Raw genomic sequence first — 17385 nt, 5'->3', positions numbered from 1 at the left:
ATCAATTATCAGTTCCTTTTTTAAAGGTTAAAATCATATCTTTGTAACCTATTATTTTTCAAGGTTGAAAGTGTCGTGTTTTTGTAATTTTATGAAACTAATTTCGACTTATTTAAAAATTAAAATCTCATTTTGTTATGAAACTTTTACTTATAACTGTTGTATTGTTAGGACTTGGTATTGCTGGAATTGCCATTAAATTATGGGCAAAAAAAGACGGTAAATTTGCTGGAACATGTGCCAGCCAAAACCCAATGCTTAATAAAGACGGCGAAGCTTGTGGTTTTTGCGGAAAAACGCCAGATCAATATGCCGATTGTAGCGAACCTCAACATTCTTAAAATTTAATGGTTATACTTGATACGTTACTCTACGCATTTATTGCTGTAGTCTTTATTCAAGTGGTTTATTATCTTTTTATTTTCGGGAATTTTGCTTTTCTGAAACAAAAAAAACCATCTTCTAAAAAACTTCCGGTTTCCGTTATTGTTTGTGCAAAAAACGAAGCTGAAAATTTAAAAGCATTTATCCCCTCAATAATCAATCAAGATTATCCTGAATTCGAAATTGTTTTAATTAACGATGGTTCTCACGATGACACCTTAGATGTTATTGAAGAGTTTGCAAAAACAAACGATAACATAAAAATTGTTAACGTTAAAAATATTGAAGCTTTTTGGGGTAATAAAAAATATGCTTTAACATTAGGCATAAAAGCCTCTAAACACGATTATTTATTATTTACTGACGCCGATTGCCAACCTGTTTCCAAATATTGGATAAAGGACATGAGTGCTTACTTCAGTAATAAAAAATCTATTGTTTTAGGCTATGGTGGCTATTCAAAAGTAAAATATTCATTTTTAAATAAGCTTATCCGTTTTGAAACTGTAATGACGGCTGTTCAATATTTTTCTTTCGCAAAAATAGGCTTGCCATATATGGGTGTTGGTCGAAATCTAGCCTACGCCAAAACAGAGTTTTTCAATGCTAATGGCTTTATTCAGCATATAAAAGTACGCTCGGGAGATGATGATTTATTTATAAACCAAGTAGCAAATTCAAAAAACACAGCTATTAGTTTTTCTCCAAATAGTTTTACCACATCGGTACCTAAATCGAGTTTTAAAGCTTGGTACAAGCAGAAAAGGCGTCACGTTTCAACAGCTCAATTATACAAATCTAAACACAAAATATTACTAGGCTTATTCTATGTTTCCAACGTTTTATTTTGGTTGCTAGGTATTTCGCTTTTGAGCACCATGTATAATTGGCCAATAGCGGTTGGCTTATTTTTACTTCGAATAATTATTCAATATATCGTTCTTGGATTTTCATCAAAAAAGCTGAAAGAAGCCGATGTTTTACTTTTGCTTCCTTTACTCGAAATCTCGCTTATTATTTCTCAATTCGCTATATTTATAAACAACTTAATCTCAAAACCTAATTTTTGGAAATAAACGAAGCCATAAAACGAGCAAAGTCTAACGACCAAAAAGCCTTTAATTTCCTATTAAATCTATATTGGGATGATGTTTATGGATTTCAATTAAAACGTATTCAGAATGAAAATGATGCTGAAGATGTTACTATCCAAACCTTTTCTCGGGCTTTTGATAAAATTGAAACTTTCGACGAGAAATACACCTTCAAAACTTGGTTGATTACTATTTCTAAAAATTTACACATTGATTTACTTCGGAAGGAAAAAAATTCCATTACCCAAGTTATTTCTAATACTGATAAAAAGGCCTTCCAGGTTTTAGACGAGTCACCTTCACCGGAAGATATTTTAATTACCGAGCAGCACTTAGCCAAGTTACTGCGCGACATTAAAAAACTAAAACCCCATTATCAAGAAATTATAAACCTGCGCTATTTTCAAGAGCTTAGCTATAAAGAAATCTCAAAGCAATTAAACGAACCTATGAATAATGTAAAAGTTAAACTTTTGCGTGCAAAAAAACTACTTGCAGAAATTATTCAAGATAAGTAAACAAGGCTACTTTTTATAGAATACTTTGTATCTTTGCGTTCTACATTTTAAAGATATGAATAGCGAAACAATTTCAAATATACTCCCAGAACGTCAAGCTAAACCAAAATGGCTTCGTGTAAAGCTTCCAACCGGAAAAAAATACACAGAATTACGCGGTTTAGTAGATAAATATAGTCTAAACACCATTTGTACCTCGGGAAGTTGCCCGAATATGGGCGAATGTTGGGGAGAAGGTACTGCTACGTTTATGATTTTAGGTAATGTTTGCACACGTTCTTGTGGCTTTTGCGGTGTTAAAACCGGGCGCCCAGAAACTGTAGATTGGGATGAACCTGAAAAAGTATCGCGTTCTATCAAGATTATGAAGATTAAACATGCCGTTTTAACGAGTGTTGATCGTGATGATTTAAAAGACATGGGAAGCATTATGTGGAGCGAAACCGTAAAGGCCGTTCGTAGAATGAATCCTGAAACAACCTTAGAAACTTTAATACCAGATTTTCAAGGTATAGAGCAACATATTGATAGAATTATTGATGTAGCTCCAGAAGTTGTATCGCACAATATAGAAACAGTGAGACGCTTAACCCGCGAAGTACGTATACAAGCTAAGTACGACCGTAGCATGGGGGTTTTAAAATATTTAAAACAACAAGGACAACGCAGAACAAAATCTGGTATTATGCTAGGTTTAGGTGAAACTCGCGAGGAAGTTATTGAAACCCTACACGACCTTAAAGCGAATGATGTTGATGTGGTTACTATTGGGCAATATTTACAACCAAGTAAAAAACACTTACCAGTAAAACAATTTATCAATCCAGATCAATTTAAAGAATACGAAGAAATTGGACTAGAATTAGGTTTCCGTCATGTTGAAAGTAGCGCACTTGTAAGATCTTCTTATAAAGCTCAAAAACATATCAATTAAGCATGATTCACGTTGCAATTAATGGCTTTGGAAGAATAGGACGCCGTGTTTTTAGGTTACTTCAAGATCATCAAAATATAAAAGTTGTTGCTATAAACGATTTAGCCGACACAAAAACACTAAGTCATTTATTAAAATACGATAGTGTTCATGGTAGGTTTAACGGTACGGTTTCTTCTGATGAAAACCATATTATTGTTAATGATGAAAAGGTTACACTCTTAAATGAAAACCACCCAAAACTTATTGATTGGTCGCCCTTTAATGTTGATTATGTAATTGAATCTACCGGGAAATTTAAAACAATTCCGGAATTAGAGTTTCATTTACGAAACGGAGCAAAACACGTTATACTAAGTGTACCTCCTGTTGAAGATGATATAAAAACTATAGTACTAGGCGTTAATGGCGATAGTATTGATGGTACCGAAACTATAATATCCAATGCGTCTTGCACAACAAATAATGCAGCACCGATGATTGATATTATAAATAAACTTTGTGGTATTAATCAGGCTTACATAACTACGGTGCACTCCTACACTACCGACCAAAGTTTGCACGACCAGCCACATAGAGATTTACGTAGATCTCGAGCTGCAAGCCAATCTATTGTACCAACAACAACTGGCGCCGCAAAGGCTTTAACTAAAATTTTTCCTGAATTAGCTAATGTAATTGGTGGTTGCGGTATTCGTGTACCAGTTATAAACGGTTCTTTAACCGATATTACCTTTAATGTAAAACGCACCGTTTCTATAGAAGAAATTAATAATGCTTTTAAAGACGCAGCCAACGCAAACTATAAAGGTATTCTAGAATATACGGAAGATCCAATAGTGTCTATAGACATTGTTGGCAACACACATTCTTGTATCTTCGATTCGCAAATGACTTCGGTTATTGGCAACATGGTCAAAATTATTGGTTGGTATGATAATGAAACAGGATATTCCTCAAGAATAATAGACTTAATATGCAATTTATCAGTAAAAAGATGTACTTTGTCGAAGTAAAAATTTATATTTGTTGGTAATCATATATTTATGTTCAAAATAAAACCCTCTTTAATCGCTCTAATGGTGCTGTTTAGTGTTTTAGGTTGGTCTCAACAAACCATAGAGAACGACCCTGAACTTATTCAAAACAATATAGATCACTATATAAAACAAGCTCAGTCTGCATTAGAAACTCATAATACTTATGATGCTCTAAATAGTTTGGATGATGCTTTGGTTTTGGCCGAAAAAACAGAAGACCAACAAAGTAAAGGACTTATCTACTCTTTTAAAGGCCGTTTAGAACTTATTTTAGAGCAACCCGATAAAGCTATAATTTCACTTAACAAAGCTATAGAAATACAACGCATGTCGAAAGACGATGCTAATTTGGCGCGATCTTTTAAAATTTTGGGTGAAGTATTTATTAATAAGGAAGACTACACTCAGGCTTTAGATTATTTTATTTCAGCAAAGAATCTTTTTCAACAATCTGAACAAGAACGCAAACTTGCACAAACTTTACTTCTAGAAGGTAAAACATACATGCTTCTAGAAAACTATAATAAAGCAAGAACAACACTTGAGCAAGCCTTAGTTTTATCTAGAAAAAACGACCTTTTAAGTACAGAGAGTGAAACTTTAATAAACCAAGCTATTGTTTACAATAAGTTAAACGATTACAAACACGGTTTAGATGCTAGTACAGAAGGTCTAAAAATAGCAAAAGCCAATAATTTTATAAACAGCAAAAATCTAGCATACAAAGTACTTAGTGATATTTCTTATGCTACCAGAGATTTTAAAACATCTCGAGATTATTTAGTTTTACATACAGAATTATCAGACTCTATCCGTGGTTTTAAAAACAACTTAGCAAAACAACAAATAAACCAGCCTTTACTAAGTAACATGAGTGAAGAGCTAGAAACGGTTAACAAAAAGCTAGCAAAAAAAGAAGCAGAAAGTAGTATTAACACCTTAATATCAATATTAAGTGTTGCTTTAATTACAATTCTTTCGTTATTGACATTATCGCTTTATAAAAACAATAATATTCGTTTAAAAACGAATAATATGCTTCATAAAAAAAATGGAGAACTTATTCTTGCTAAAGAAAAAGCAGAGTTAGCCTCTAAAACTAAAGCTAACTTTTTATCTACAGTAACTCACGAGTTGCGTACACCGCTTTATGCTGTAACGGGCTTAAGCAATATGCTACTAGAAGAAAACCCAAAACCAGAACAAGTACAGCACTTAAAATCGCTTAAATTTTCGGGAGATTACCTATTAACATTTATAAACGATATACTTCAAATTAATAAAATAGAAGCTAATAAAGTAGATTTAGAACCAGAACCATTCAACCTAAATAAAAAGATAAACAATATTGTATTGGCTTTAAAAAATTCGGCCGAAGACAATAATGTTAATATACATTTTGAGTACGATAAAGATTTACCAGAAAACTTTATTGCCGATCAACTAAAAATATCGCAAATACTTATTAACCTTGTTGGTAACTCTATCAAATTTACAAAAGATGGAGATATTTGGATTCGCGTTTACAAAATAGATCAAGTCGATAAAATTTACACGCTGCGCTTTGAAATTGAAGATAATGGTATTGGAATTACTCAAGAAAAACAAGACCATATGTTTGAAAGCTTCTCTCAAGGCTCGATACAAATTAATAGAAAATACGGTGGTACTGGCTTAGGTCTATCGATTGTAAAAGGTTTAATTGAAATATTAAAAGGACAAATTTACCTTAAAAGTGAATTAGGGAAAGGAACAACCTTTTATTTCGAAATTCCAATTGAATTCAGCGCCATAAAAGAAGCAGCCGAAACAAAAGCAGATTATTTTGAAGGCAATAGAGATGAACTAGATTTAAAGAGCGTGAAAATATTAGTAGTTGAAGACAACAAAATTAACCAAATGATTACCAAGAAAATCTTGACTAAAATGGATCTTCAATGTGAAATTACCGACAATGGTGAAGATGCCGTAGAAAAGATAAAAGCCAATAATTACAACATTATTTTAATGGATATCCACATGCCAGGCATTAGTGGTATTGAGGCAACTAAGCGTATTAGAATATTTGATAAAGAATTAACCATTTTTGCGCTTACAGCGGTTACTATTGAAGATAAAATGCATGAATTTGATGAAGCTGGTTTTACCGATATTATCCCGAAACCATTTAAGCAAGATGAGTTTGAAAAGAAACTTTACAATGCTTTAGCTGCTAAGAAAAACATATCGCCAACAGCTTAAGCGCTTAAATAAGCATTAATGGCGCCTCTAAATTCCGGTTCCCTATCAATAGCAATAGCTATTGGTAAATAGAACAACTTACCTTTTAAAACCTCGTAATCTCTAAGGCGCATAAAGTCTTTTTCGGTAGTTACTATCAATTCTTTTTTACTCAATTCTGCAATATCTGCAGGTGTAAAATTATGATGATCATTAAAATTTAAATGTTCAAATTCTAAGTTTTTACTTTCAAGAAAATCAGTTAATGGTTTAGAGTTTGCGATTCCTGTAACCAAACAAAAGGCAGTTAAATCTTCAACCTTCATCATTTTTTCTTCAGACAGTAACGTTTCCGCGTAAGCGATACTACTAAAAAACACATATTGATTTTTATCTGCATGAATGCGTTTTAAAAACAAAATCTTATCCGTTTCTTGTAAATTATCGGGACATTTTGTTACAACAATAATATCCGCTCTGTTAGCTCCGGATCTTGGTTCACGTAAGTTTCCGGTTGGCAAAACGAAATCCTTAAAATATGGATCTGAATAAGTGGTTAATAATATATTAAACCCAGCTTTAACCTTACGGTGTTGATAGGCATCATCCAATAAAATTACTTCAGGCGCATTCGCTAAATTCATTAATTGCTCAATCCCATTTTGTCTATCGGCATCTACAGCAACCAAAACATCTTCTTTAAATTTATTATAAAATTGAAAAGGCTCATCACCAATTGTTTCCGCGGAAGCTTTTTTATCTCCTAACTGAAAACCCTTAGATTTTCGCTTATAACCACGACTTAAAGTCGCTACTTTATATTCATTTTTAAGCATCGAAATTAAATGCTCAATCATAGGTGTTTTCCCTGTTCCACCAACACTTAAATTACCAACACAAATTACAGGCGTGCTATAAGATTTAGATTTTTTGATCCCTAAATCGAATAATTTATTCCGTAACCAAGTTGCCAAATAATAAAAAGGCATAATAGGAAACAATATGTATCTCAAAATTTTCATCACCACGAAAGTAATTATTTTATCTTTGATGTAAAATTTATTTCAATATGATCATTCAAGACGTTATAAATCACTTAGAGCAATTGGCACCATTAGCTTATGCTGAAGATTTTGACAACGTAGGCCTTTTGGTTGGAGATAAAAACTCGAAACTTACAGGCGTTTTAGTAACACTAGACACGCTAGAAGCTGTTGTAAACGAAGCCATAGAGCAAAACTGCAACCTTATTGTAAGCTTCCATCCTATTATTTTTAAAGGTCTAAAAAAAATAACTGGTAAAAATTATGTAGAGCGCGTGGTTTTAAAAGCCATAAAAAATGATATTGCTATTTACAGCATGCACACGGCGCTCGATAATGCGCAACAAGGTGTAAACCATATTATTTGCGAGCAATTACAACTTAAAAACCAACACATTTTAATACCACAGAGTGCAACCATAAAAAAACTTAGCACTTACGTACCTAAAAACGAAGCGAACCAACTCCGTGATGCTTTATTTGCTATAGGTGCAGGTGCCATTGGCAATTACAACCATTGTAGTTTTAATGTAGAAGGTTATGGCACTTTTAATGGTAACGAAAACGCTAACCCAACTATTGGCGAAAAGGGCAAAACACACACCGAAGAAGAAACAAAAATCACGGTAACTTTTGCTAAACATTTAGAATCTAAAATTATAGACACCCTATTTAAAACACATTCTTACGAAGAGGTTGCTTACGAAATAACGACTTTACAGAATAAAAATCAAAATATTGGCATGGGTATGGTTGGCGAATTTGCAGAAGCCATGGACGAAACCGAATTTTTGCAACATTTAAAAACAAAAATGAATACTGGCACCATCCGCCATTCCGCATTTTTAAACAAAAAAATTAAAAAAGTAGCCGTTTTAGGAGGCTCCGGAAGCTTTGCCATTAATAATGCTAAAGCAGCTGGTGCTGATGCCTTTGTAACTGCAGATTTAAAATATCACGACTTTTTTATGTCCGAAAACAGCATTCTTTTGTCCGATATAGGTCATTATGAAAGTGAGCAGTTCACAAAAAACCTTTTAGTAGCGTATCTTACAAAAAAAATCACTAATTTTGCCATCATTTTATCAAAGACAAATACCAATCCTGTTAAGTATTTTTAAAGTATGGCTAAAAAGAAAGAAGTAACTGTTGAAGACCGCTTAAGAGCTTTATACGATTTACAACTCATAGATTCTCGTATAGACGAGATTAGAAATGTTCGTGGAGAACTTCCTTTAGAAGTTCGTGATTTAGAAGATGAAGTTGCCGGATTAAATATAAGATTAGAAAAACTTGTTTCAAGTTTAGAAGTTATAGACAACGACATCACTGGAAAGAAAAATTTAATGGAAGAAGCAAAATCTTTGATTAAAAAGTACAGCGAACAACAAAAGAACGTTAGAAATAATCGTGAATTCAACTCTTTAACAAAAGAAGTTGAATTTCAAGAATTAGAAATTGAATTGGCAGAAAAGCACATTAGAGAATTTAAGGTGCAAATCGAGCAAAAGAAACAAGTCATTTCTGAAACTAAAGAGCGTTTAAAAGAACGTCAAAACCACTTAAAGCACAAGAAAAATGAACTTGATGCTATTTTAAGTGAAACAGAAAAAGAAGAACAAGCTTTGTTCCAAAAATCTGAAGATTACAAAACACAAATCGAAGCTCGTTTGGTTGCTGCTTATAACCGTATTCGCAAAAATGTGAAAAATGGTTTAGCTGTAGTGCCAATTGAAAGAGGTGCATCTGGAGGATCGTTTTTTACAATTCCACCACAAGTACAAGTAGAAATTGCTTCGCGTAAAAAAGTAATTACCGATGAGCATAGTGGACGTATCTTAGTAGATGCTTTACTTGCAGAAGAGCAAAAAGCTAAAATGGAAAAAATGTTTTCTAAACTTTAATCCATTTCCAACGCATAAAAAAAGCCTTTAGTTAATCTAGAGGCTTTTTTTTATGCCCATATTTTTGGCGATCCCTTCAGGCCGGGCTTTACACTAAAGTTTTGGCTCGATGCACGCCTCGCCAAAAGCTACCGTTGCAATCCCTATCGCGGGCTACTTTGCTAAAAACAATAGAACATGCCAACTATAGCCATGTGTAAAATTTATATAGCAAAATAATTTTATACAACTCCCTTTAAGTTTTCATAACTTTATACGTCTAAAGCCTTAGAAAAAAATATACATCATGAAACATATTATTCCAATATTAGCAATTACATTATTTTTTAGTTGCCAAAACACAGCACAAAACAAAAAACAACAGCTAGACGTTCAAAACGCAGAACCGATTGAAGTGCCTATAAAAAACGGAAAAGCACGCGCTTACTTTGCAAGTGGATGTTTTTGGTGTGTAGAAGCCATTTACGAAAGCGTAAAAGGCGTAGACGAGTCTATTTCTGGCTACTCTGGCGGCCATACAACAAAACCAACCTATGCAGCAAGTAATACCGGCAAAACAGGCCATGCTGAAGCCGTAGAAATTATTTACGATCCAGAAGTGGTAAGTTTTGAGACTTTAGTAGATGTTTATTTCGCATCCCAAAACCTAACTCAAGTAAATGGTCAAGGAAACGATCGTGGTTCTCAATACCGATCAATTCTTTTTTATCAAAATGAAGCACAGAAACAAATTATTCTAAAAAAGAAAGCCGCTCTTGCCGAAAAGTTAAATGTAAAAATTGCAGCAGAAGTTTATCCATTTCAGAAATTTTGGATCGCCGAAGATTATCACCAAAATTACGAGCGTTTACATCCAGATCATCCTTACATTCAAAATGTATCTGTACCAAGATTGAACAAGTTTAAATCTAAATTTCCGAAGGAATTATTGAAAGCTTCACATTAAATTATTAGTAAAACCTAAAACTATAAAATGAGAGTACATAATTATCTTTTAGCATTAGTATGCAGTATTACGTTTTTTGCTTGTAACGATAAGAAAAAAGAAGCGGTAAAGCCTTCTCCTCAAGAAGAAACAACACCGCAAATAAAACCGGCTTCAAAAGCAGAAGTTATCTTAAACCAAGCTATAGAAGCTCATGGTGGTGATCTATACAATTCAGCTAATTACAGCTTTGTTTTTAGAGACAACACCTATCATTTTAAAAATGATAACCAAAATTACGAGTACACCAAAATTTCAAAAAAGGACAACAGCATAACTATCGATGTTCTTAAAAATGGTAAACTTTATAGAACCGTTAATGGAGATACCGTAAGCCTAAACGAAAAACAAATTAAAGGAGCAACTGGTGGTATAAATTCTGTTATTTACTTTGCCACATTACCGCATAAGCTAAATGATGCCTCTGTAAATAAAACGTACATAGGCGACATAACGATTAAAGAAAAAAACTATGCTGTTTTAGGCATAACATTTAATCAAGAAGGTGGTGGAGAAGATTTTGACGATCAATATCGTTATTGGATAAATACCGAAACAAAAAAAATAGACTACTTAGCTTATAATTATTCTGTAAATAAAGGAGGGGTTCGTTTTAGAGCTTCTTACAACAAACGGGTTGTAGATGGTATTACTTTTCAAGACTACACAAACTACGAAGCCGAAGTAGGTACGCCATTAGACCAGCTTCCAGAACTTTTTGAAGCTGAAAAACTAAAGGAATTATCTAAAATTAAAACAGAGAATATTATTAATTTATCGACTAAATAATATTTTAAAATCAAAAAACAGACAGACTTGTCTGTTTTTTGATTTTTTTATCTATATTTGCATTATGAAACATTCTGAAGTAAAAAATAGAATCATTGAAACGGCTTCGTTCTTATTTTATAAGAACGGCTATAATTCCACGGGAATCAATGAAATTATTTCAGAAGCAGGTATTGCCAAAGCAACGCTTTACAATCATTTTAAATCTAAAGAAGAAATTTGCTTGGCTTATCTTAAGTTTAAAAACACCAGTTTCATTCAAGATGTAGAAGATTTTACAACATCGAAACCAAAAGGTAAAGCTCAAGTTTTAGCTATTTTCGATTTTCTCGAACTCTTTTTTAGAGATAAAGATTTTAATGGTTGTTGGTGTATTAAAACCGTTTCTGAAATTCCGAAAGACAACGAAATTATAAGAGCCGAAATTCAATCGCAAAAACATAGTTTTATTGATCTTATATCAAAACTTATTACAAATAATTTAGAAAATGTAAAAGAAGCGCAAGTTAAATCTCTTGCCAGACAAATATACTTACTCTACGAAGGTGCTGTTGGCGAAAGCCATTTACACCAAGAAGATTGGCCAATAAAAGAAACAAAACAATTGTGTTCGCAGATCATATCTTAAAAAAATTTGCACAAACAAAGACAGACCTGTCTGTTCATTTTAAACTCTAAAAATAAATAATATGAAAGAATTCGAAAACAAAGTAGCCTTAGTCATTGGCGGAACAAGTGGTATTGGTAACGCAACAGCAAATAGCTTATTAGAAGGCGGTGCAACTGTACATATTGTAGGTAGAAATATTGACAAAGTAGCAGATGCCCCAAACTTAATTAAACATACCGTAAACATTTCTAATACAGAAGAAGTAGATACACTAGTGTCTAAAATTTCAGAGTTAGAAAATTTAGATTTTCTAGTAAATGCTTCTGGTATTTTTGGCCCAAAACCATTTTTAGATCATACTATGGAAGATTACAACTCTTATTTAGATTTAAATAGAGGTTTCTTTTTCATCACTCAAAGCGCTGCTAAAAAAATGAAAGCTACTCAAGGTGGTTCTATTGTAAACGTAGGCTCTATGTGGGCAAAACAAGCTGTAAAAGCAACACCGTCTACAGCATATTCAATGCAAAAAGCAGGTTTACATTCTTTAACACAACATTTAGCAATGGAATTAGCAGAAGATAACATTCGTGTTAATGCCGTATCTCCTGCCTTAGTAAACACACCTGTGTATCATGGTGTTTTTGGAGGAGAACAAGCTGCAGCCGAAGCATTGGTTGGTTTTAACGGCTTTCACCCTATTGGTCGTTTTGGAGAATCTCAAGATGTAGCAAACAGCATTGTATTCTTACTTTCAGACAAAGCATCATGGGTTACAGGGGCTATCTGGGACACCGATGGTGGTGTTATGGCTGGTAGAAACTAAAAACACAAAATTATAAAAGCCATAGCTAACAAAACACAAAGTGCTATGGCTTTTTATTTCATTTTACTTTGAATCCATTTGATTAATAACATTAAAATGGAATAAATACTTACATAATATATTATGAAAAATATAATTTACGCGCTATCGATTTTGCTTCTTTTTGCCTCTTGTAAAGACAAAACCTCAGCGCAAACCAACATAGTAGAACCAAAAATAGAAACCTCTATTCAGCATGAAAATGTAGCCTACAAATCCATAGAAGTCAATGGAATAAATATAGCCTACCGAGAAGCTGGAAACCATGAAAACCCGAGTATTGTTTTACTACATGGTTTTCCTGCATCATCACATCAATATAGAAAAGTATTAAATCAGTTATCAAACGAGTATCACCTCATCGCTCCAGATTATCCTGGTTTTGGTAATAGTGATTTTCCAAATTCAAAAACATTTAAATACACTTTTGATAACCTAGCTACAACCATAAACGCTTTTCTTGAAAAAAAGAATATTAACAATTACGCTATAATGATTCAAGATTATGGTGCTCCAGTTGGTTTTAGACTTGCTACAGCAAACCCTGAAAGAATTACAGCCATAATTAATCAAAATGGAAATGCCTACGAGGCAGGTTTAGGAGATGCTTGGCAAGGTATTAGAGCACTTTGGAAAGACAGAAACGAAACTACCGAAACAGCATTATTACCAGCCTTTTCTTTAGAAGGATTAAAATGGCAATACACACACGGTGTTAGAAATATAGAAACCGTAAATCCAGATAACTGGAATTTAGATTACTTAAGACTTTCTAGACCGGGTGCTCATGCTGTAAATTTAGATTTATTTTACGATTACCAAAACAATGTGAAATTATACCCAAAATGGCAACAATATTTAAGAGACAATCAACCGCCTTTATTAATTGTTTGGGGTAAAAACGATGCCTTTTTTCCTGAAAGTGGTGCAGCAGCCTTTAAAAAGGATGTTACAAATATTGATTACAACATTTACGATACGGGGCATTTTGCTTTAGAAGAAGATGGCGATGCTATTATTAAAAAAATGAGAAGCTTTATGCGCAAGCATACAAAATAAATACGTCTAATCTCTCAATCAGCAATTTATTAACCTGAAAATAAAAAAATGAAACACATTTTAGTCCTTTCAATTTTAAGTCTAGCATTATTTGGATGTAATAGCATTAAAGAAGAGAACAAAAACAACTTCTTTTTACCTCCCGCAACCACATACAACTATGCAGAGGTTGATAGTGTAAAATTGTTTTACAGAGCTGCTGGTGATAAAAAGAATCCAGTTATAGTTTTACTTCATGGTTATCCATCGTCTTCTCATTCCTATAGAAATTTAATTCCTATGCTCTCAACGCACTACTATGTTATTGCGCCAGATAATTTAGGCTCGGGTTATAGCGCTCACCTCGACCCGAAAACTACTAAATATACCTTTGATTTATTAGCCAATTATACTCAGAAACTTTTAGATACACTCCATATAGAAAATTATGTAATGTATATGCAAGATTTTGGGGCACCTGTAGGCTACAGAATGATGATGAAAAACCCTAATCGTATTGATGCTTTAATTGTCCAAAACGCCAATGCTTATCTTGATGGTTTAACCGAAAAAAGACAAGACTTTTTTAGAACGGCCCAAACCGATACCTCCAAAACAAAATATGCTTTTTTATACAGTCTAACCGGAAAAGATACCGTGGTTAACAAGCAGTATTTATTTGATTTAGATGAAACAAATATAAATATACAAAGTCCGGATGCATGGACACATGATTTAGTTTTTCTAAATTCTAAAAAAGACAGAGACATACAAGTGCAACTGTTTCAGGATTACAACACTAACTTATTGAGCTATCCAAAATGGCAACACATGCTAACGGAAAATCAACCCAAAACATTAATTGTATGGGGTAAAAAGGATTTAAAATTTAATGCGAATGGAGCTAAAGCATACTTAAAAGATTTGCCAAACGCCGAACTTCATCTTTTGGATGCAGGCCATTTTGCTGCTGAAGAAAAAACACGAGAAATAGCCGAGTTAATCTTGAAATTTTTAGACAAGCATGATATAAAATAGAAAGTCGCTTTTTTAAACCTTAGTCGCTTTTAAAGTGAAAATTAAAGGATATAATTTATCCTGGGTTACAAACATACCGTTATCAGTTTCAGTCAAATTCGGCAATACATTGTAAGGGCTCTCATTATGTTCGGTTAAATACTCAATACGTAATCCGGCTTCGGTAAGTGCAGAAATCACTTCACCTAAACCATGATTCCAACCATATTCCTTACTCGTTATTGCCGATTCTTGGTCAGCGTATGTACCTTCATATTCTTCATAAATCACCTCATCTTGCATATAGCCATAAGTCATTATTGGTTTTTCATTTAAATAATCAAACATCCAAACTATGGGGTGAAACTCTGCCATAAAAAAAGTCCCGCCTTGTTTTAGGCGTTCGGCTATCATTTTTCCCCAAGGTTTTAAATAGGGTAACCACCCAATAACGCCATAACTGGTAAACACTATATCGAATTCTTCTTTGACGTACTGAGACGTTTCCAAGACATTGCAACATATAAACTGAGCATCTAGCTCTAATTCTTCATTTAAAGATTTTGCAAGTTTTATACCTTCATCACTTAAATCCACGCCAGTACATTTAGCACCTAGCCTACTCCAACTTAAGGTATCTTGCCCAAAATGAGATTGTAAATGGAGAAGAGATTTTCCTTTTACATCTCCCAAAGCATCCAACTCATAAGACATTAATGAAGACTTTCCTTTTTTAAAAGCTTCCATATTATACATATCGCTTTCGGCATGTACCTTTACTTTCCGATTCCAAGTCGCTTTATTCGTTTTAAAATATTTAGTATTATTTGTCATCTTCAAAGTATCTTTACAAAAAATCTAAATTATGAAAAACTTCATCTACATAACTCTAATAACGCTATTAATTACGTCTTGTAAAGACAATACCAAATCTATTCCTGAACCAAAATCATTAACCATGGCTGAAAAAATAGCCAATGCCCACGGTTTTGAAAACTGGAAAAATGTTAATGAAATTGCTTTTACTTTTAACGTAGATAAAGATAGTACACATTTTGAAAGGCACTGGGTTTGGAAACCTAAAACTAACGATATAACATCTATCACAAGCACTGATACTATTAGCTACAATCGCTCTGCATTAGATTCTATTAGCTTAAAAGTAGACCCAGGCTTTATTAACGATAAATTCTGGTTGCTTATACCATTTCAATTAGTTTGGGATTCTGGAACAACCATTTCAGAACCTGTAAAAACAGAAGCGCCAATAAGTAAAACGGCTTTAAACAAAATAACGTTAACCTATTCTAACAATGGCGGCTACACACCCGGCGATGCTTACGATATTTTTTATGATGATAACTTTTTAATTAAAGAATGGATTTTTAGAAAAGCCAACCAAACAGAACCATCGATGATGACTACTTTCGAAAACTATAAAGACATTAACGGATTTAAACTTGCTGTAGATCACAAAAAACCAAATGGTAATTGGAATTTAAATTTCACTAATATTTCAATTAAGTAAAAGCGAAATCTTTTAGGTTAAATTCACCTTCATTGTAAACAAAAACGAAGTACCTACATCTACTTCGCTTTTTAAAGATATGCTACCACCAAGCATTTCTATATAGGCTTTTGCTATAGTTAAACCAACGCCAGAGCCGTGTAATGCATTCACATTTTCGACATCTACTTGGTAAAAGGTGTCGAAAATATGCTCAAAATTATCCTCATGGATTCCAATGCCTGTATCTTTTAAATTAAATGCTATAAAGCTCTCGTCTTGGCGTTCGCATGTTAATTCAACTATACCTTCATCTGTATATTTTATAGCATTTTTTATAAGATATTTTAAAACAGAAGTTACCTTATCGCTATCCGAACTTATGTAAGCATCTTGTATAGCAATAACATTGTTTAAAATAAATACAATACCTTTCTCTTCTGCTTCTGGTAAAAAAGCGTTGTACACCGTATTTATCTTATCATTAATATTAAACATTTTAATATTTGTAGACATGAGTCCAGATTCTATAATAGAAATATTAATAATATCTGTCATAATATCCAGTAACTGCTCACCACTATCTTCTATAACCTCTATATATTCCTGATAACTAGGATCGTCTTCATTATATTCCCTTAAAAACTGAGCACAACCTAAAATGCCATACATCGGTGTTCTAATTTCATGACTCATATTAGCCAAAAAAGCCGACTTAAGCTTGTCCGATTTTTCAACTCTATTTTTAGCCTCCAACACGTTGTTATGCTTTTCATATAATTCAATTTGCAATTCATTTTCTTTCAATAAAGCGGTATGCAATTGGTTTATTAAAAAAGATACAGAAAAAACTAAGAGTAAATTAAACAGTATGTTATTTAATGTAATAATGGCTAAGAGCTGAAACTCATACTGTTCAAAAATGGGGAGATAAAAAAGATTAAAACATGAACCCAATAATAAAACCCCATAAAAAATCGCGATAATTAAAATAGAAAATAGCCCATGTCTTTTTCCATTAAACAGCGTGATTAAAATAGATAATGCAAAAATTAATACACTCCCATTCCCTTCGAACCCAAGCACCACAAACATGACAATAGATAGGATAAAGAAATTAATTGAAAACAATATTTTTTTGGCATAAAAACTAAGTCCTCGATAAAAGACCGTAAAGATTAACACCAAAATAGTACATGTATTTAATACGGCAATTATATTTTCGCCTCTAGCAATGGCGACATAAGTACTAGGTATATAAGAAAGTAAACCTAAGACAAAAGTTAATAATAAAATAGAAATAAAAAGTTTATCTCTAAAATACGGCAACCCCTCTTTTTCTTCTCGTTCTGAAAATCTGCTATACCGGACGTACCTTTGTACATAAGATTTCCAAATATCACCTAACATGGATACTTTTGTTTTATGTGTTAATTC

The 17385-nt window shown here is 33.0% G+C and carries 18 protein-coding genes; 15 read left to right on the top strand and 3 right to left on the bottom strand.

The features are described 5' to 3' along the window. Positions 1-137: 137 nt before the first annotated feature. Genes V6246_RS13725 through V6246_RS13700 form a run of 6 tightly spaced genes read left to right on the top strand, consistent with a single transcriptional unit; the run spans position 138 to position 6211 of the window. A complete protein-coding gene (locus tag V6246_RS13725; RefSeq protein ID WP_341561011.1) occupies positions 138-341 on the top strand; it encodes a membrane or secreted protein in 204 nt (67 codons plus the stop codon). A 6-nt stretch (positions 342-347) separates the two neighbouring features. Next, entirely contained in the window at positions 348-1460 is a 1113-nt protein-coding gene (locus V6246_RS13720) for a glycosyltransferase (RefSeq protein ID WP_341561010.1), read from the top strand. Continuing rightward, positions 1451-1996 carry an RNA polymerase sigma factor gene (locus tag V6246_RS13715; protein WP_159018332.1) on the top strand — a complete coding sequence of 182 codons (546 nt, stop codon included), beginning with the start codon at positions 1451-1453 and terminating at the stop codon, positions 1994-1996. The genes V6246_RS13720 and V6246_RS13715 overlap by 10 nt, the downstream gene beginning before the upstream one ends. A 55-nt stretch (positions 1997-2051) precedes the next feature. Beyond that, on the top strand, positions 2052-2930 hold the full coding sequence (lipA, locus tag V6246_RS13710) for a lipoyl synthase (RefSeq protein WP_042505717.1): 879 nt from the start codon (positions 2052-2054) through the stop codon (positions 2928-2930). 2 nt (positions 2931-2932) lie between these two features. Beyond that, positions 2933-3946, top strand: a complete 1014-nt coding sequence (gene gap / locus V6246_RS13705) for a type I glyceraldehyde-3-phosphate dehydrogenase (RefSeq protein WP_341561009.1) — start codon at positions 2933-2935, stop codon at positions 3944-3946. A gap of 30 nt (positions 3947-3976) precedes the next feature. Then, positions 3977-6211 carry an ATP-binding response regulator gene (locus V6246_RS13700; protein ID WP_341561008.1) on the top strand — a complete coding sequence of 745 codons (2235 nt, stop codon included), beginning with the start codon at positions 3977-3979 and terminating at the stop codon, positions 6209-6211. Here the strand turns inward: V6246_RS13700 and lpxK are convergent. Then, positions 6208-7212, bottom strand: a complete 1005-nt coding sequence (gene lpxK, locus V6246_RS13695; protein ID WP_341561007.1) for a tetraacyldisaccharide 4'-kinase — start codon at positions 7210-7212, stop codon at positions 6208-6210. The genes V6246_RS13700 and lpxK overlap by 4 nt on opposite strands. A gap of 47 nt (positions 7213-7259) precedes the next feature. Here lpxK and V6246_RS13690 point away from each other — a divergent pair, with 47 nt between their 5' ends. The 8 genes from V6246_RS13690 (at position 7260) to V6246_RS13655 (ending at position 14462) form a co-directional block, all read left to right on the top strand. Next, the gene (locus tag V6246_RS13690) at positions 7260-8354 is read left to right on the top strand and encodes a Nif3-like dinuclear metal center hexameric protein (protein WP_341561006.1); all 1095 of its coding nucleotides are present in this window, start codon (positions 7260-7262) and stop codon (positions 8352-8354) included. Between the two features lie 3 nt (positions 8355-8357). After that, positions 8358-9137 (top strand): zinc ribbon domain-containing protein, encoded by a 780-nt coding sequence (locus tag V6246_RS13685; RefSeq protein ID WP_341561005.1) that lies wholly within the window; start codon positions 8358-8360, stop codon positions 9135-9137. Positions 9138-9423: 286 nt separating this feature from the next. Next, on the top strand, positions 9424-10083 hold the full coding sequence (gene msrA, locus V6246_RS13680) for a peptide-methionine (S)-S-oxide reductase MsrA (protein WP_341561004.1): 660 nt from the start codon (positions 9424-9426) through the stop codon (positions 10081-10083). 27 nt (positions 10084-10110) lie between these two features. Beyond that, the gene (locus V6246_RS13675) at positions 10111-10911 is read left to right on the top strand and encodes a DUF6503 family protein (protein ID WP_341561003.1); all 801 of its coding nucleotides are present in this window, start codon (positions 10111-10113) and stop codon (positions 10909-10911) included. 64 nt (positions 10912-10975) lie between these two features. Beyond that, a complete protein-coding gene (locus V6246_RS13670; protein ID WP_341561002.1) occupies positions 10976-11539 on the top strand; it encodes a TetR/AcrR family transcriptional regulator in 564 nt (187 codons plus the stop codon). Positions 11540-11600: 61 nt separating this feature from the next. Next, a complete protein-coding gene (locus V6246_RS13665) occupies positions 11601-12347 on the top strand; it encodes an SDR family NAD(P)-dependent oxidoreductase (protein WP_341561001.1) in 747 nt (248 codons plus the stop codon). A 123-nt stretch (positions 12348-12470) separates the two neighbouring features. Continuing rightward, the gene (locus V6246_RS13660) at positions 12471-13445 is read left to right on the top strand and encodes an alpha/beta fold hydrolase (protein WP_341561000.1); all 975 of its coding nucleotides are present in this window, start codon (positions 12471-12473) and stop codon (positions 13443-13445) included. A gap of 48 nt (positions 13446-13493) precedes the next feature. Continuing rightward, complete coding sequence (locus V6246_RS13655; protein ID WP_341560999.1) at positions 13494-14462, top strand: alpha/beta fold hydrolase; 969 nt, start codon at positions 13494-13496, stop codon at positions 14460-14462. Positions 14463-14474: 12 nt separating this feature from the next. On the opposite strand, the gene V6246_RS13650 is transcribed toward V6246_RS13655, so the two are convergent. Then, complete coding sequence (locus V6246_RS13650) at positions 14475-15275, bottom strand: class I SAM-dependent methyltransferase (protein WP_341560998.1); 801 nt, start codon at positions 15273-15275, stop codon at positions 14475-14477. A 31-nt stretch (positions 15276-15306) separates the two neighbouring features. Between V6246_RS13650 and V6246_RS13645 the strand changes: the two genes are divergently transcribed. Continuing rightward, positions 15307-15969: a hypothetical protein gene (locus V6246_RS13645; RefSeq protein WP_341560997.1), complete on the top strand. Its 663-nt coding sequence runs from the start codon at positions 15307-15309 to the stop codon at positions 15967-15969. Between the two features lie 12 nt (positions 15970-15981). Here V6246_RS13645 and V6246_RS13640 read toward each other — a convergent pair whose 3' ends face one another. Beyond that, positions 15982-17358 carry a sensor histidine kinase gene (locus V6246_RS13640; RefSeq protein WP_341560996.1) on the bottom strand — a complete coding sequence of 459 codons (1377 nt, stop codon included), beginning with the start codon at positions 17356-17358 and terminating at the stop codon, positions 15982-15984. Positions 17359-17385: the final 27 nt, after the last annotated feature.

The sequence above is a fragment of the Algibacter sp. TI.3.09 genome, assembly GCF_038154905.1.
Lineage (GTDB): Bacteria > Bacteroidota > Bacteroidia > Flavobacteriales > Flavobacteriaceae > Algibacter.
This window is presented reverse-complemented; position numbering and strand designations above follow the sequence as displayed.

Bases quoted from the DNA above. Each gene is read 5' to 3' on its own strand.
- V6246_RS13725 (WP_341561011.1), top strand. From the start codon at position 138: ATGAAACTTTTACTTATAACTGTTGTATTGTTAGGACTTGGTATTGCT.
- V6246_RS13720 (WP_341561010.1), top strand. From the start codon at position 348: ATGGTTATACTTGATACGTTACTCTACGCATTTATTGCTGTAGTCTTT.
- lipA (WP_042505717.1), top strand. From the start codon at position 2,052: ATGAATAGCGAAACAATTTCAAATATACTCCCAGAACGTCAAGCTAAA.
- gap (WP_341561009.1), top strand. From the start codon at position 2,933: ATGATTCACGTTGCAATTAATGGCTTTGGAAGAATAGGACGCCGTGTT.
- V6246_RS13700 (WP_341561008.1), top strand. From the start codon at position 3,977: ATGTTCAAAATAAAACCCTCTTTAATCGCTCTAATGGTGCTGTTTAGT.
- lpxK (WP_341561007.1), bottom strand. From the start codon at position 7,212: ATGAAAATTTTGAGATACATATTGTTTCCTATTATGCCTTTTTATTAT.
- V6246_RS13690 (WP_341561006.1), top strand. From the start codon at position 7,260: ATGATCATTCAAGACGTTATAAATCACTTAGAGCAATTGGCACCATTA.
- V6246_RS13685 (WP_341561005.1), top strand. From the start codon at position 8,358: ATGGCTAAAAAGAAAGAAGTAACTGTTGAAGACCGCTTAAGAGCTTTA.
- msrA (WP_341561004.1), top strand. From the start codon at position 9,424: ATGAAACATATTATTCCAATATTAGCAATTACATTATTTTTTAGTTGC.
- V6246_RS13675 (WP_341561003.1), top strand. From the start codon at position 10,111: ATGAGAGTACATAATTATCTTTTAGCATTAGTATGCAGTATTACGTTT.
- V6246_RS13670 (WP_341561002.1), top strand. From the start codon at position 10,976: ATGAAACATTCTGAAGTAAAAAATAGAATCATTGAAACGGCTTCGTTC.
- V6246_RS13665 (WP_341561001.1), top strand. From the start codon at position 11,601: ATGAAAGAATTCGAAAACAAAGTAGCCTTAGTCATTGGCGGAACAAGT.
- V6246_RS13660 (WP_341561000.1), top strand. From the start codon at position 12,471: ATGAAAAATATAATTTACGCGCTATCGATTTTGCTTCTTTTTGCCTCT.
- V6246_RS13655 (WP_341560999.1), top strand. From the start codon at position 13,494: ATGAAACACATTTTAGTCCTTTCAATTTTAAGTCTAGCATTATTTGGA.
- V6246_RS13650 (WP_341560998.1), bottom strand. From the start codon at position 15,275: ATGACAAATAATACTAAATATTTTAAAACGAATAAAGCGACTTGGAAT.
- V6246_RS13645 (WP_341560997.1), top strand. From the start codon at position 15,307: ATGAAAAACTTCATCTACATAACTCTAATAACGCTATTAATTACGTCT.
- V6246_RS13640 (WP_341560996.1), bottom strand. From the start codon at position 17,358: ATGTTAGGTGATATTTGGAAATCTTATGTACAAAGGTACGTCCGGTAT.